This window comes from Jatrophihabitans sp. sgz311053, from assembly GCF_056135305.1.
The window spans coordinates 1,420,392-1,434,213 of the sequence record NZ_JBWAXP010000001.1; the positions used below are offsets into that span (position 1 = coordinate 1,420,392).

General features: G+C 71.0%; 11 protein-coding genes. 6 read left to right on the forward strand and 5 right to left on the reverse strand.

What is annotated here, in order from left to right:
- Window positions 1-531, reverse strand: a complete 531-nt coding sequence (locus AC0NZQ_RS06505; RefSeq protein WP_474528854.1) for a CGNR zinc finger domain-containing protein — start codon at window positions 529-531, stop codon at window positions 1-3.
- A 73-nt stretch (window positions 532-604) separates the two neighbouring features.
- Here AC0NZQ_RS06505 and AC0NZQ_RS06510 point away from each other — a divergent pair, with 73 nt between their 5' ends.
- Together AC0NZQ_RS06510 and AC0NZQ_RS06515 are read left to right on the forward strand one after the other, a co-directional pair.
- Window positions 605-1,591 (forward strand): EamA family transporter, encoded by a 987-nt coding sequence (locus tag AC0NZQ_RS06510; protein WP_474528855.1) that lies wholly within the window; start codon window positions 605-607, stop codon window positions 1,589-1,591.
- A gap of 4 nt (window positions 1,592-1,595) precedes the next feature.
- Window positions 1,596-2,204, forward strand: coding sequence for an acVLRF1 family peptidyl-tRNA hydrolase (locus AC0NZQ_RS06515; RefSeq protein ID WP_474528856.1), 609 nt, complete (start codon window positions 1,596-1,598; stop codon window positions 2,202-2,204).
- Here the strand turns inward: AC0NZQ_RS06515 and AC0NZQ_RS06520 are convergent.
- Window positions 2,188-3,042: an alpha/beta hydrolase fold domain-containing protein gene (locus AC0NZQ_RS06520; RefSeq protein WP_474528857.1), complete on the reverse strand. Its 855-nt coding sequence runs from the start codon at window positions 3,040-3,042 to the stop codon at window positions 2,188-2,190. The genes AC0NZQ_RS06515 and AC0NZQ_RS06520 overlap by 17 nt on opposite strands.
- A gap of 4 nt (window positions 3,043-3,046) precedes the next feature.
- Window positions 3,047-4,369 carry a UDP-glucose dehydrogenase family protein gene (locus AC0NZQ_RS06525; RefSeq protein WP_474528858.1) on the reverse strand — a complete coding sequence of 441 codons (1,323 nt, stop codon included), beginning with the start codon at window positions 4,367-4,369 and terminating at the stop codon, window positions 3,047-3,049.
- Between the two features lie 56 nt (window positions 4,370-4,425).
- Between AC0NZQ_RS06525 and pgi the strand changes: the two genes are divergently transcribed.
- On the forward strand, window positions 4,426-6,069 hold the full coding sequence (pgi, locus tag AC0NZQ_RS06530) for a glucose-6-phosphate isomerase (RefSeq protein ID WP_474528859.1): 1,644 nt from the start codon (window positions 4,426-4,428) through the stop codon (window positions 6,067-6,069).
- Between the two features lies 1 nt (window position 6,070).
- A complete protein-coding gene (gene gnd / locus AC0NZQ_RS06535) occupies window positions 6,071-7,090 on the forward strand; it encodes a phosphogluconate dehydrogenase (NAD(+)-dependent, decarboxylating) (RefSeq protein ID WP_474528863.1) in 1,020 nt (339 codons plus the stop codon).
- A gap of 156 nt (window positions 7,091-7,246) precedes the next feature.
- Here gnd and AC0NZQ_RS06540 read toward each other — a convergent pair whose 3' ends face one another.
- Window positions 7,247-9,334 carry a CASTOR/POLLUX-related putative ion channel gene (locus AC0NZQ_RS06540; protein WP_474528864.1) on the reverse strand — a complete coding sequence of 696 codons (2,088 nt, stop codon included), beginning with the start codon at window positions 9,332-9,334 and terminating at the stop codon, window positions 7,247-7,249.
- 96 nt (window positions 9,335-9,430) lie between these two features.
- Window positions 9,431-10,876 carry an NADP-dependent phosphogluconate dehydrogenase gene (gndA, locus tag AC0NZQ_RS06545; protein WP_474528866.1) on the reverse strand — a complete coding sequence of 482 codons (1,446 nt, stop codon included), beginning with the start codon at window positions 10,874-10,876 and terminating at the stop codon, window positions 9,431-9,433.
- Window positions 10,877-11,019: 143 nt separating this feature from the next.
- Between gndA and AC0NZQ_RS06550 the strand changes: the two genes are divergently transcribed.
- Together AC0NZQ_RS06550 and AC0NZQ_RS06555 are read left to right on the forward strand one after the other, a co-directional pair.
- Complete coding sequence (locus tag AC0NZQ_RS06550; protein WP_474528867.1) at window positions 11,020-12,489, forward strand: DUF1800 domain-containing protein; 1,470 nt, start codon at window positions 11,020-11,022, stop codon at window positions 12,487-12,489.
- Between the two features lie 10 nt (window positions 12,490-12,499).
- Complete coding sequence (locus AC0NZQ_RS06555) at window positions 12,500-13,816, forward strand: DUF1501 domain-containing protein (protein WP_474528868.1); 1,317 nt, start codon at window positions 12,500-12,502, stop codon at window positions 13,814-13,816.
- Window positions 13,817-13,822 lie beyond the last annotated feature (6 nt).

Below are 13,822 nucleotides of genomic sequence, written 5' to 3' on the forward strand. Positions count from 1 at the left end.
TCAACCGCGCTGCCGGGCGCGGTAGGCCGCGACGTGGGCGCGGTTGCCGCAGCCGCCCTCGCAGAACTTGCGGGAGCGGTTCTTGGAGAGGTCCACGAGCACGGACGAGCAGTCGTCCGCGGCACAGATCCGCAGCCGCCCCAGCTCGCCCATCCGGATGACGTCGACGAAGGCCATCGCCGCCTCCACGGCCATCCGGTCGGCGAGTGGCGCCTCGGAGCTCGTCGCGTGCAGGTGGTAGTCCCAGCCGTCGTGGGCCACCAGCTGCGGCAGCGCCGACGCCTCCCGCAGCAGCGCGTTGGTGATCTCGACGGCCTGGTCGACCTCGGCTCCCCACACCGCCCGCAGCCGTGGGCGCAGTGCCCGGACAGCCTCCAGCTCGGCCCGGCTGCGGCGATGCGCGCCGGTCCAGCCCCACTGGGTCACGAAGTCGGCGAGCTCGGCGACGGTGTCCAAGCCGCCGTCGTCCTCGGTGTTGACCAGCGCTGCCGCAGCGGCGAGCGCGACCTCGGTGTCATGAGCAAAAAGCACCTTGACTCCTTTCAGGTCCCGCCGCTAGCGTCACGAGCGTTCGTAGCTTAGCTCCTTACGCGATGGAGGCCCCGTGCGCGGCAACCAGACGACCGTCGGCCTCGGCATCGCGGCGATCTCCGCCGCCACCTTCGGCACGGCCGGCTCGTTCGCCAACTCGCTGATGGCGTCGGGCTGGAGCCCGGGTGGCGCGGTCATCACCCGCATCGGGTTCGCCGCGCTGATGCTCACGGTGCCGGCGTTGATCGTGCTGCGCGGCCGCTGGGCCCAGCTCCGGCGCAGTGCGCGGGCCGTCGCGACCTACGGTGTCGTCGCCATTGCCGGCTGCCAGCTCTTCTTCTTCAACGCCATCCAGCATCTCTCGGTCGGGGTGGCGCTGCTGCTCGAGTACTGCGGGACGCTGCTGGTCGTGCTGTGGATGTGGGCCCGCCACGGGCAGCGGCCGTCCCGGTTGACGATGGCCGGCGGCGCCGTCGCGCTCGTCGGGCTGGTGCTGGTCCTGGACCTCACCGGACCGCAGCGAGTGGATCTCGTTGGCGTCTGCTGGGGGCTGAGCGCGGCGGCCGGCCTCGCGACCTACTTCGTCCTCTCCGCGCGCGCCGACGACGAGGTGCACCCGATCGCCATGGCCTGGGCCGGCATGGTGCTCGGCGTGACCGTTCTCGCTGCCTGCGCCGCGGTCGGCGTCATCTCCTTCCGTACGAGCGCCGCGGACGCCCGGCTCGCAGGGCAGACCGTCAGCTGGGTGGTGCCCGCCGTCGGCGTCGCCCTCATCGCCACCCTCGCCGCGTACACGACCGGGATCGCCGCCGCCCGCCGGCTGGGGGCCAGGGTTGCCTCCTTCGTCGGGCTGGCCGAGGTCGTCTTCGCCATCCTCTTCGCCTGGCTGCTGTTGAGTCAGCAGCCGTCCGGCCTGCAGCTCGTCGGCGCCGCCGTCGTCCTCGCCGGCATCGCCCTCGTCCGGCTCGGCGACCGGGCCGACGCGCCGGCGGAGTCGGGGGCGGCGGCGCTGGAGATCCCGCTCGCCGGTGCGTCGTCGGCACCTCCCACGGCATCCTGACGTCATGAGCCCACCCCTGGACGCCCGACGGGTGACCGTCGCCGCCGCACGTGTCGAGCGCTGGCTCGCCGGCTTCGCCGAGCGACACGGCGAGGTGACCGAGACGGAGTCCCCGGAGTGGGTGGAGCTCACCGGCGCCGACGGTGACCGTGCCTGGATCGAGGTCCCGTTCCCGCCGCTGGCCGGCTCCCTCGTCGAGCACGTCACCCGCCGGCGCCGGATCGGGGTCCTGCTGGTGCGCCGGGGCGGCTACGCCGCCGGCGTCTTCGACGGTGCCGAGCTGGTGGCGTCCAAGACCGGATCGAGCTACGTGCAGGGCACCACCAAGGCCGGCGGGTGGTCGCAGCAGCGTTACGCCCGGCGGCGGGCGAACCAGGCGGCCGCGGCCTTCGCGGCGGCGGCCGACGGTGCGGCCGGGGTACTGGCCGAGGCCACCCTCGACGGTGTCGTCGCCGGGGGCGACCGCGACGCCGTCCGCGCGGTGCTGGCCGATCGCCGGCTGTCCCACCTCGAACCGACCGGGCCCTGGCTGGAGGTCAAGGATCCACGCCGCCGGGTGCTCGAGGCCAGCCCCGACCAGTTCCTGGCGGTCCGGATCAGCCTGCTGCCGTGACCCGGTCGGCGAAGGCCAGCACCTGGCTCAGCACGCCGGGCTGCACCAGCGCCTTGTGATTGCTGCCGGGGACGATCCCCAGGGTCACCGGACGTCCGGCTGCGCGCAGGGCCGAGGCCAGCTGGCGTGACATGGCGGCCGGCACCACCGGGTCGCGCAGCGAGTGCAGGACGAGGAACGGCGGCGTCCGGGCGGAGAGATGGGTGACCACGCGGGTGTCCTGCCATCGGGACGCGCAGACGGTGGGCAGGCAGCCGACCAGCTGGACCGCCGCCCGGCGCAGCGGCCGGAAGGGCGCCCGCAGCGCGGCGAGCGGGTCCGCCACCCCGGCCAGGTCGACGACGCCCGCCACCCTGCCCCGCGTCCCCTCCACGGCGGCGAGGTGACCGCCGGCGGACTCGCCGATGAGGACACCACGCTCGGGCGAGACGCCGAGGCCGGCGGCATCGGCTCGGATGCGGTCGACCGCGGCGGCGACGTCCACCCGCTGCGCGGGCCAGCGGGCCACCTGGCTGAGCCGGTACTCGACGGAGAAGACCTGGTAACCGCGAGGCAGCAGTCGGGCGGCGAACATCGCGGCGGTGGGGGAGTCCGCCCGGCCGGAGAGCCACGATCCGCCATGGACGTACAGCAGCCACGGCGCGTTTCGGCGTCCGGCCAGGGTCCAGGCGCGCAGCTGCGCCCCGTGCCCCAGTGGGAAGACGAAACGTCCGCTGCCCACCACGCTGGTGGTGGGCGACGGGGCGGGTTGCCGGCGGCTGCCGTCGTCGGCGCAGCCGGTCAGCGAGGTGCCCAGCAGGACGGCGGCGACCGCCCCGATCACCCAGCGCTGCGGCATCGGCTCAGGGGCGGCCGAGCGCGCGGTACTGCCAGCCCGCGGCGCGCCACTGCGCCGGGTCGAGCACGTTGCGGCCGTCCACGATCTTGCGCTGGCTCACCAGCTTGCCGACGACACCGGGGTGCATGTACTTGAACTCGTCCCATTCGGTGAGGAGGAAGACGATGTCGGCCTGGTCGAGGGCGTCCTCCAGCGAGGTCGCGTACGTCAGCTCGGGGTGCTTGGCCCTCGCGGTGGCCAGTGCCTCGGGGTCGTAGATGGTGACCGCGCCCTCGCGACGGCCGATGGCGGCGGCGACGTCGAGCGCGGGGGAGTCGCGGATGTCGTCGGAGTTGGGCTTGAAGGCGGCGCCGAGCGCGGCGACCTTCGCGCCGCGGTAGCTGCCGTCGAGCAGGTCCAGACCGAGCTCGACGGTGCGGGCGCGGCGGCGCTGGTTGATCTTGTCGACCTCGTGCAGGAACGAGACGGCCTGGTCGACGCCCAGCTCACCGGCCCGGGCGATGAAGGCACGGATGTCCTTGGGCAGGCAGCCCCCGCCGAAGCCGAGGCCGGCGTTGAGGAAGCGGCGGCCGATGCGGACGTCGTGGCCGATGGCCTCGGCGAGCTTGGTGACGTCGGCGCCGGTGGTCTCGCAGACCTCGGCCATCGCGTTGATGAACGAGATCTTGGTGGCGAGGAAGGAGTTCGCCGCCACCTTGACCAGCTCCGCGGTCGCGAAGTCGGTGACGACGACGGGGGTGCCGGCCTTGATGACCGGCTCGAAGGCGGCGCGGATGGCCTTCTCCGACCAGTCGCTCTGGACGCCGAAGACGAGCCGGTCGGGGCGCAGCGTGTCCTGGACGGCGAAGCCCTCACGCAGGAACTCGGGGTTCCAGGCCAGCTCGACCTCCGGATGCGGAGCCAGCTGCTTGAGCAGGGTCTCCATCCGCGCCGCGGTGCCGGCGGGGACCGTGGACTTGCCCACGACCAGCGCCTGCCGGGTGAGGTGCGGCGCGAGCGAGCTGAAGGCCGACTCGACGTAGGTCATGTCGGCGGCGAGCTCACCGGCCCGCTGCGGGGTGCCGACGCAGACGAAGTGGACGTCGGCGAACTCGGCGACCTCGCGGTAGTCGGTCGTGAAGTGCAGCCGGCCGCCGTTGACGTGCTTCTCCAGCAGTTCCGGCAGTTCGGGCTCGAAGAAAGGGACTTTTCCGGCCCTGAGCTGGTCGATCTTGGCGCTGTCGACGTCCAGGCCGATGACCTCGTACCCCAGCTCGACCATGCACACCGCATGGGTCGCGCCGAGGTACCCGGTGCCGATGACGGACAGGCGTGGCCGCTCGCTCATGCGAAGAGGCTAACTGGCGCCGTTTGCCCGTCACGCCGGTCTGGTACGCATGGCTTATGGCTTCCATCCCGCCGCTGACGCAACGCCCCGCCTGGACCGCCCTCCAGCAGCACTTCCGGGAGGTCGAATCGGCGCACCTGCGCGAGCTCTTCGCCGACGACCCCACTCGCGGGGAGCGGCTGACCGCCGAGGCGGTGGGGATCTTCCTGGACTATTCCAAGAACCGGGTCACCGACGAGACGCTGCGGCTGCTGCGGCAGCTGGCCGACGAGTCGGGGCTGCGCGAGCGGATCGACGCCATGTTCGCCGGCGAGAAGATCAACACCACCGAGGACCGGGCCGTGCTGCACGTGGCGTTGCGGGCGCCACGGAACGAGCGCATCGCCGTCGACGGGGTGGACGTCGTCCCCGCCGTCCACGAGGTGCTGGGTCGGATGGCGGAGTTCGCCGACCGGGTGCGGGCCGGCCGCTGGCTGGGACACACCGGCAAGCCGATCCGCAACATCGTCAACATCGGGATCGGCGGCTCCGATCTCGGCCCGGTGATGGCCTACGAGGCGCTGCGGCACTACTCGACCCGTGAGCTCACCTTCCGCTTCGTCTCCAACGTCGACGGGACGGACTTCGCCGAGGCCACGCGCGACCTCGACCCCGCCGAGACGCTCTTCATCGTCTCGTCCAAGACGTTCACGACGCTGGAGACGATGACCAACGCCGAGACGGCCCGCGACTGGCTGCTCGCCACGCTGGAGGACCGTTCGGCCATCGCGAAGCACTTCGTCGCCGTCTCGACCAACAGCGACGCGGTGAGCGAGTTCGGCATCGACGTCATGAACATGTTCGGCTTCTGGGACTGGGTCGGCGGCCGCTACTCGATGGACTCCGCCATCGGGCTGTCGACGATGCTGGCCATCGGACCGGACGGCTTCCGGGAGCTGCTCGACGGCTTCCACGCCATGGACGAGCACTTCCGGACGGCGCCGTTCGAGCAGAACCTGCCGGTGCTGCTGGGGCTGCTGACGGTCTGGTACGTCGACTTCTTCGGTGCCCAGACGCAGGCGGTGCTGCCCTACGACCAGTACCTCAAGCGCTTCCCGGCCTACCTGCAGCAGCTCACGATGGAGTCCAACGGCAAGCACGTCACCCTCGCCGGCGAGCAGGTCGACTACGCCACCGGCCCGGTCTACTGGGGCGAGCCGGGGACGAACGGGCAGCACAGCTTCTACCAGCTGATCCACCAGGGGACGCTGCTCATCCCCGCCGACTTCATCGGCTTCCTGCACTCGCTCAACCCGCTCGGCGAGCACCACGACCTGCTAACGGCCAACGTCTTCGCGCAGACTGAGGCGCTGGCCTTCGGCAAGACCGCCGAGGAGGTCCGCGCCGAGGGGACGGACGAGTCGCTGGTCCCGCACCGCGTCTTCGAGGGCAACCGGCCGTCCAACACGCTGCTCGTGGACCGGCTCACGCCGCACGCCCTCGGCGCGTTGGTGGCCCTCTACGAGCACTCCGTCTTCACCCAGGGCACGATCTGGTCGGTGAACAGCTTCGACCAGTGGGGCGTCGAGTTGGGCAAGGTGCTGGCCAAGAAGGTCGCCGCCGAGCTCTCGTCGTCCGACGAGCCCGATCTGCAGCACGACAGTTCCACCAACGCCCTCATCCGCCGGTACCGGTCCGCGCGCAGCACGAAGGAGTCCTGACATGCAACTCGGAATGATCGGCCTCGGCCGGATGGGCGCCAACATCGTCCGGCGCATCATGCGCGACGGCCACACCGCCGTCGCCTACGACACCAACGCCGACACCGTCGCCGAACTCGTCAAGGACGGCGCCGTCGGCTCGGACTCGCTCAAGGACTTCGTCGCCAAGCTCGAGACGCCCCGTGTCGCGTGGGTGATGATCCCGGCCGGCATCACCGACAAGGTGGTGCAGGAGCTCGCCGAGCTGCTCGACTCCGGCGACATCATCATCAATGGCGGCAACTCCAACTACCGCGAGGACTTCGACCGCGCCGCCGCGCTGGCCGGGCGCGGCATCCACTACCTCGACGTCGGCACCAGCGGCGGTGTCTGGGGTCTGGAGCGCGGCTACTGCCTGATGATCGGCGGCAACGAGGAGGCTTACCAGCACTGCGAGCCGCTCTTCGCCTCCATCGCCCCCGGCGTCGGTGACGTCGAGCGGACGCCCGGCCGCAAGGGCGACCCGGCGCCGGAGGAGCAGGGCTACCTGCACTGCGGCCCGGCCGGGTCGGGCCACTTCGTGAAGATGGTCCACAACGGCATCGAGTACGGCATGATGGCCGCCTACGCGGAGGGCCTCAACGTGCTGGCCAAGGCCAACGCCGGGTCCAAGGAGCAGTCGCACTCGGCGGAGGAGACCCCGCTGGACCAGCCGCAGTACTACCAGTACGACCTGGACCTGGCGAAGGTCACCGAGGTCTGGCGCCGCGGCTCGGTCGTCGCCTCCTGGCTGCTGGACCTCACCGCCGGCGCGCTGCACGGCAACCCGAACCTCGACGGCATCGCCGGCCGCGTCTCGGACTCCGGCGAGGGCCGCTGGACGATCAAGGCCGGCATCGACGAGGGCGTCCCCACCCCGGTCCTCGCCGCGTCACTGTTCGCCCGCTTCTCCTCACGGGGCGAGGCCGTCTACGCCGACAAGCTGCTGTCGGCCATGCGGCAGGCCTTCGGTGGTCACGTGGAGTTGCCCACAGGCGAGTGAGCCTCCCTCAGGCGCCGAGTGGTCGATTTCCTGCCCCAGTGGTCGCCTGACCAGCGACCACTGGGCGCTCATTTCGACCACTCGGCGCGCAGAGGATGCGTCCACTCGGCGCGCGGGGCGGGCGTCTGAACGTGTCGTGAGGAGGGCGCCCGCCCCTCAGGACCGCGAGTGCCGCCCACCGGCATTGGGCAGTACCCGGTTCTCCCCGTTGAGGGCGGCCATGCCGTCCGGGCGGGGTGCGTCGGTGATGCGGGGGGCCTGCTGCCGGTCTAGGACGGTGGGGCCGAAGACCTCGGGGCCGCCCACGGGTTCCAGGACGAGGGCCGACGCGGCGTGGTCGCGGTTGGGGGTCGGCGGCTTCGGACGGGAGGCCCGGCCAGCGATGACGAGGACCTCGTCGTCCGGACCCAGCGTGAGCGGCGTGGACTTCGCCGGGTTGAGGACCGCCGGCGACCCGGCGAGGCGGTAGCCGATGGCGCAGGCGCCATGGACCATCGCGGTGGCGACGACGACGCCGAAGGTCGTGGGGCCGGCCGGGGCCAGGAAGCGTGCCGGCTGCAGCGACAGGTAGCACCCGGCGGCGTTGAAGAGCTCCGCGAAGACCTCCTGCAGCTCGAGCCGCTCGGAGAGCTGGGCCAGCATGAGACTGGAGAGCTCGTCGCTGACGATGAAGTCGTCCACCCCGGTCGTCTCGGCGAGCGGCACGTTGGCGCCGTCGAGCAGCTCGGCCACGACCCGGGGCCGGCTCGACCGTCCCGCCCAGGCCCGGTTGAGGGCCAGCAGGGTCAGCATGGAGCGGGTGTCGGCGTCGGTGACGCTGAGCTGGTCGCGGTAGCAGAGCACGATCATCTGCTCGTAGCTCTCGCGTCCCAGCCGGGCCAGCACCGCCTCGGGACCGTCGGGGAGTGCGAAGACGTTCACCTTGCAGTGGTCGTACTGCGGCAGCTCGATGCTCTCGGGCGGGCAGAGCACCGGGTCGACGAGCAGGTGGATGGTGGAGCCCTCGGCCAGGAACTGGTCGAGCTCGCGCAGCACCGCGAAGCCGAAGGTGCTCCAGCCGACGACGGCGATGTGCGACCGGGCGGTGGCCACGCCGCCGCCGTCCACCCGTCCGGCCGCCACCCCGGCGAAGCCGGTGAAGACGACCTGGTCGTCGTCGCTGGCGACGGCGATGATCTCGTCGCCGAGCTCGATCCGGGCGTTCGGCGACGGGTTGAGCATGACGCGGCCCTCGCGGTGCAGGCCGACCACGCTGGCGCGCTCGAAGGCCCCGGCCGCGTCGAAGAAGGTGTGGCCGACCAGCTCCGGGACGGCCTGGAAGTAGAACTCGTCGCCGTCGAAGTCGAGCAGGTCCCGGAAGACCGCCGCCAAGCCGCTCTGGTAACAGGCCTGGGCGGTCACCTGGCTGATGACCTCGTCGGCGCAGACGGTGCCGATGCGGCGCCCGGTGAGGGCGCGCAGCGTGGCCGCGTACTCGGCGTCGCGCAGCTCCGCGACGAGCCGGGTCCGCTCGAAGTGGGGGTCCACCGAGCGGACGGCGAGGAAGGTCTTCACGACCTCGGCGTCGCCGTCCTCACCGCTGAGGATGACCACCGACCGGGCCTTCTCCAGGTGCACCAGGTGCAAGTCCGCCACGACGGTGGGGCTGCCGGTGCGGCAGACGATGCGGGTGGTGCGCCGGTTGCCGACGGAGCGGCGCAGGTCGTCCTCCATCTCGTCGGCGGGCCGATCGGCGAGGACGACGACGACCTGGTGCTCGTGGTTGGCGTTGGCCTCGATGAGCTCGCTGAGGACGACGGGCAGCCGCGGCGACCAGCCGAGGATGAGCGTGTGCCCTTCCTCGAAGACCGCGCCCCGACCCTTGCGCAGTTGTTCCACCTTCTGGTCGACCGCGCTGGCGATGAGGCCGATGAGCGACCCGGCCAGGAAGATGCCCGACAGCGTGACGAAGAGGCTCAGCAGCCGGGTCGCCCAGTGCGTGTCGGAGGCCATGGTGCCGGTGTCGAGCACCCGCAGCATCGACTGCCAGAAGGCCTCGTCGAAGCGCAGGCCCTTGGTGTCGCCGTTGACGCCGGTGAGGCCGAGCAGGGTCTGCGTCATCGCCGCGAAGACGATGATCGCGAGCATGACCAGGCCGAGGTAGCCGACCACGACGATGGGACCGCGGGCGAGCGCGAGGTCGAAGCGGTACCGCAGGCGACGCCGTAGCAGGACTAGACGCTCGCGCCGGTCAGGAGTGGCCACGGCAGGTAGGGTGCCACGAATTTCGCCCGAAAGGTCACTGTGACCTCACATTCGGGACCATCGGCCGGACGCCTGATTCCCGCCGCGCCGAGGCCCTCAGGCGTCGTGCTGCTTGCCGTCGCCGGCCCACTCCACGTGGAACGACCCGTCGCCGTCGATCCGCTTGTAGGTGTGCGCGCCGAAGTTGTCCCGCAGTCCCTGGATCAAGGCCGCGGGCAGGCGGTCGCGGCGCAGGCCGTCGAAGTACGACAGCGACGACGCGAAGGCCGGGACGGGGATGCCGGCCAACGACGCCGTCGAGACGATGCGACGCCAGGCGTCCAGGCCGTTCTTCACCGCGTCGGTGAAGTAGGGGGCGACCAGCAGCGAGGGCAGCTCGCTGTTCTCGCCGTAGGCGTCGTGGATGCGGTTCAGGAACCGGGCCCGAATGATGCAGCCGCCACGCCAGATCATGGCCATGGCGCCGGGGTCCACGTTCCAGTCGTACTCGACGCTGCCGGCCTTGATCTGGTCGAAGCCCTGCGCGTAGGCGACCACCTTGGAGGCGTAGAGCGCCAGCCGGACGTCCTCGACGAAGGCGTCGCGGTCGCTGACGTCCAGTGACGTGGTCTCGCTGCCGAAGGCCTCGCGGGCGGGCTGCCGCTGCTCGGCGTGGCCCGACAGCGCCCGGGCGAAGGTCGCCTCGGCGATGCCGGTGATGGGGACGCCGAGGTCCAGCGCGCTCTGCACTGTCCAGCGTCCGGTGCCCTTCTGCTCGGCCTGGTCGAGGATGACGTCCACCAGCGGCTTGCCGCTGACGTCGTCGGTGTGGCTCAGCACATCGGCCGTGATCTCGATGAGGAAGCTCTCGAGGTCGCCCTCGTTCCAGGTGCGGAAGATGTCGGCGATCTCGCCGGGCGTGGCGTCCAGCCCCTCGCGGAGCAGGTCGTAGGCCTCGGCGATGAGCTGCATGTCGGCGTACTCGATGCCGTTGTGGACCATCTTGACGAAGTGGCCCGCGCCGTCCGGCCCGACGTGGACGCAGCAGGGCTCGCCGTCCACCTCGGCGGCGATGGAGCGGAAGATCGGGCCGAGGCGGTCCCAGGCATGCTTCGAGCCGCCAGGCATGATCGACGGGCCTTCCAGTGCGCCCACCTCGCCGCCGGAGACGCCGCAGCCGACGAAGTGCAGTCCCTTCTCGCTGAGCGAAGCCTCGCGCCGTCGGGTGTCGGCGTAGTGGGCGTTGCCGCAGTCGACGATGATGTCGCCCTCGTCGAGCAGCGGGACGAGTTCCTCGATCACCGCGTCGGTCGGATCGCCGGCCTTGACCATGATGATGATGGCGCGCGGCTTCTCGATGGAGTTGACGAAGTCTTCGAGCTGCTCGGACGGGACGAAGGTGCCCTCGTCACCGTGGTCGGCCACCAGCTTCTCGGTGCGGGCGTGGGTGCGGTTGTGCAGCGCGACGGTGTGCCCGTTGCGGGCCAGATTGCGGGCCAGGTTGCGGCCCATGACCGCGAGTCCGGTGACGCCGATGGTGGCGGTTGCCTCTGCTGAGCTCATGCCCTTGTCATATCCATCGACGCGCCGTCCTACGCCAGCCCCCTGGCGCCGCGTCCGACCTCACGCTAACCTCACGTAAGCGCGGGGAGCGTCGCAGGCCGGGAGCGGGATGTCCGGCCGGAACGGAAGGCTCGTCCCCGCCCATGACCGCCCGCATCTACCCCACCATCGCCGCAGCGATGAACGCGGCTTCGCGGACCGCGGTCGCGCCCCTGGTCTGGGACCCGGTCAACCACCTGCTGTCCCGGTTCAGCTTCGGCCCGACCGCCGCCAGCCGCGCCTACGTCGCGCGCAACGGTCCCGACGCCTGGTACCAGCTGATGGTCTCGCGCGCCCAGCGCTTCCCCGGCTACTCGGCCCATCGCGCCCTCGCCGCGCAGGGGCCGCTGCTCACCCAGTCGCCCTACGACGTCCGGCAGTGGCTGAAGGCCAACGGACGCGAGTACGGCTGGGACGCCATGGATCAGCTCACCCGGGTAACGCTCGGGCTGCAGGGCTGGAGCCCGTCGCAGCTCTACGAGGTGCTCGTCGACTTCTTCAGCAACCACCTCAACGTGCAGAACAAGAACAGCGACCTCTGGTGCACCCGCCACGCCTACGACCGCGAGGTGATCCGCCGGTACGCGACGGGGTCGTTCACCAACATGCTGCTGGCCTCGTCCAAGCACCCGGCGATGCTCACCTACCTCAACCTCGGTCAGTCGACCAAGGCCGCGATCAACGAGAACTACGGCCGCGAACTCCTGGAGCTGCACACGGTCGGGCTGCGCTACAGCGAGAGCGACGTCAAGAACGCTGCGCGGCTGCTCACCGGACGCACCTTCACCAGCAGCTTCAACTACGTCTACGACGGCAGCATCCACCCGACCGGTCGGGTGCAGGTCCTCGGTTTCAGCCACGCCAACAGCTCCGCGCCCGGCGGCGAGCGGGCCGGCGACGACCTGCTGCGCTATCTCGCCGCCCACCCCTGGACGGCGCAGAACCTCGCCCGCAAGCTCTGCGTCCGGTTCGTCTCCGACACGCCGTCCACCGACCTCGTCAACGCGGTGGCGCAGGCCTACCTGGACAACCGCACCCAGATCCTGCCGATGGTCTCGACCATCCTGCGCTCGACGGAGTTCTGGCAGTCCCGCGGCAAGAAGGTGCGCCGTCCCGCCGAGAACATGATCGCCACGCTGCGGATCCTCGGCGTCGGCGTCGACAGCTGGACGCCGGCGCTGAACACGCTGAGCTGGCTGTCGGACCGGATGGGCAACTGCCCGCTGCAGTGGCCGGCGCCGAACGGCTACCCCGACGTCGCCTCGGCCTGGCGCTCGGCCGGGACCCTGCTCAACACCTGGTCGCATCACCTGGGCTTCGCCGGCGGCTGGTGGGACGGGTTGCGCGACGTCGACATCACCACCTTCTGGACCGGTGCCACCACCAGCGGTCAGGCCATCGACATGCTCACCCGGCGGCTGACCGGGATGACGTGGTCGGCGACCCACAAGGCGGCGTTGCAGACCTTCCTCAACGAGCCGGCCTCGACCCTGCTGACCAGGTCGAACCTGCGCTGGAACGCCTACCCGCTCGCGGCCATCGTCCTCGACGGCCCTCACCACGCCCTGCGCTGATCGGACGACCATGACTGACACCGGTGACATCGAGTGCGCGCTGCAGACGCGAGCTGATCGGGTGAGAGCCGACCTCGTGGCGCAGGACGAGGCCTGGGGTACGGGCGGCTGGACGCGGCGGCGGTTCCTCGCCGGCGCCGGCATGGTGGGTGTCGCCGCGATGGCCTCGCAGCTGGTGACCACCCGCGCGGCCTACGCCGCCGCGCCGTCGACCGACGACCGCACGCTGATCGTGGTCTTCCTCCGCGGTGCGGCCGACGGCCTGCGGATCGTGCAGCCGAGTTCGTCGGACCTCGGCCTGGACTACCTCAAGACGGTCCGCTCCGGCCTGGTGCTGGGGGAGGCCAACCTCATCCCGATGGGCAACTCGCCCGGCTGGGGCATGAACAAGAAGCTGCAGCCGCTCTACGACTCGCTCTGGGCCACCGGTGAGCTCGCCTTCGTCCCGGGCTGCTCGCAGGGCGGCATCACCCGCAGCCACTTCCAGGCCCAGCAGTGGCTGGAGAAGGGCGGCTCGAACACCTCGTCCTCGGGCTGGCTCGAACGGGTGCTGGAGGCCCTCGGACCCGGCACGACCTTCCGTGCGGTGGCCGAGGGGAACGCCCGACCGGTCTCGCTCTCCGGCCCGGCCGAGTCGCTGACGCTGTCGTCCATCGCCGACTTCGTCTTCCCCGGCTGGGACTCGATCCGGCCACAGTCCCAGCAGGCGGTGACCGAGCTGTACCGGGGGATGTCGGGCTTCCTCGGCCAGGACGTCCCCACCACCATGGCCGCCCTCGCCACGGCGGCGACCGTGCGCGCGCAGCCGGCGACCACGGTCACCTACCCCACCGGCAGCTTCGCCACCTCGCTGAAGGACCTCGCCGGCATCCTGCGGTCCGAGGTGGGGCTGCAGGTCGCCACCGTGGACATCGGCGGCTGGGACACCCACACCGACGAGATCAGCGACCTGGACAGCAATCTGGACTACGTCGCCCGCTGCCTGCAGTCCTTCATGACCGATCTCGGCCCCGACCGGCGCAAGCGGGTGACGGTGGCCGTGATGACCGAGTTCGGCCGGCGCGTGGGCATGAACGCCAGCGGCGGCACCGATCACGGTCACGGCAGCCTGATGTGGCTGCTCGGCGGCGGCCTCGCCCGCAGCGGCGTCTTCGGCGCCTGGACCAAGCTCAGCAGCACCACCCTGGACGACGGCGACGTCCCCGGCGTCAACAACCCGTTCGACGTCCTCGGCGAGCTCGTCCAGAAGCGGCTCGGCGTGGGATCGCTCTCGCCGATCTTCTACGGCTACTCGGCCAACCCGCTCGGGGTCGCCGTCAGCACCTGAGCCGGC

Bases quoted from the DNA above. Each gene is read 5' to 3' on its own strand.
- AC0NZQ_RS06515 (WP_474528856.1), top strand. From the start codon at position 1,596: ATGAGCCCACCCCTGGACGCCCGACGGGTGACCGTCGCCGCCGCACGT.
- AC0NZQ_RS06520 (WP_474528857.1), bottom strand. From the start codon at position 3,042: ATGCCGCAGCGCTGGGTGATCGGGGCGGTCGCCGCCGTCCTGCTGGGC.
- AC0NZQ_RS06525 (WP_474528858.1), bottom strand. From the start codon at position 4,369: ATGAGCGAGCGGCCACGCCTGTCCGTCATCGGCACCGGGTACCTCGGC.
- pgi (WP_474528859.1), top strand. From the start codon at position 4,426: ATGGCTTCCATCCCGCCGCTGACGCAACGCCCCGCCTGGACCGCCCTC.
- gnd (WP_474528863.1), top strand. From the start codon at position 6,071: ATGCAACTCGGAATGATCGGCCTCGGCCGGATGGGCGCCAACATCGTC.
- gndA (WP_474528866.1), bottom strand. From the start codon at position 10,876: ATGAGCTCAGCAGAGGCAACCGCCACCATCGGCGTCACCGGACTCGCG.
- AC0NZQ_RS06550 (WP_474528867.1), top strand. From the start codon at position 11,020: ATGACCGCCCGCATCTACCCCACCATCGCCGCAGCGATGAACGCGGCT.
- AC0NZQ_RS06555 (WP_474528868.1), top strand. From the start codon at position 12,500: ATGACTGACACCGGTGACATCGAGTGCGCGCTGCAGACGCGAGCTGAT.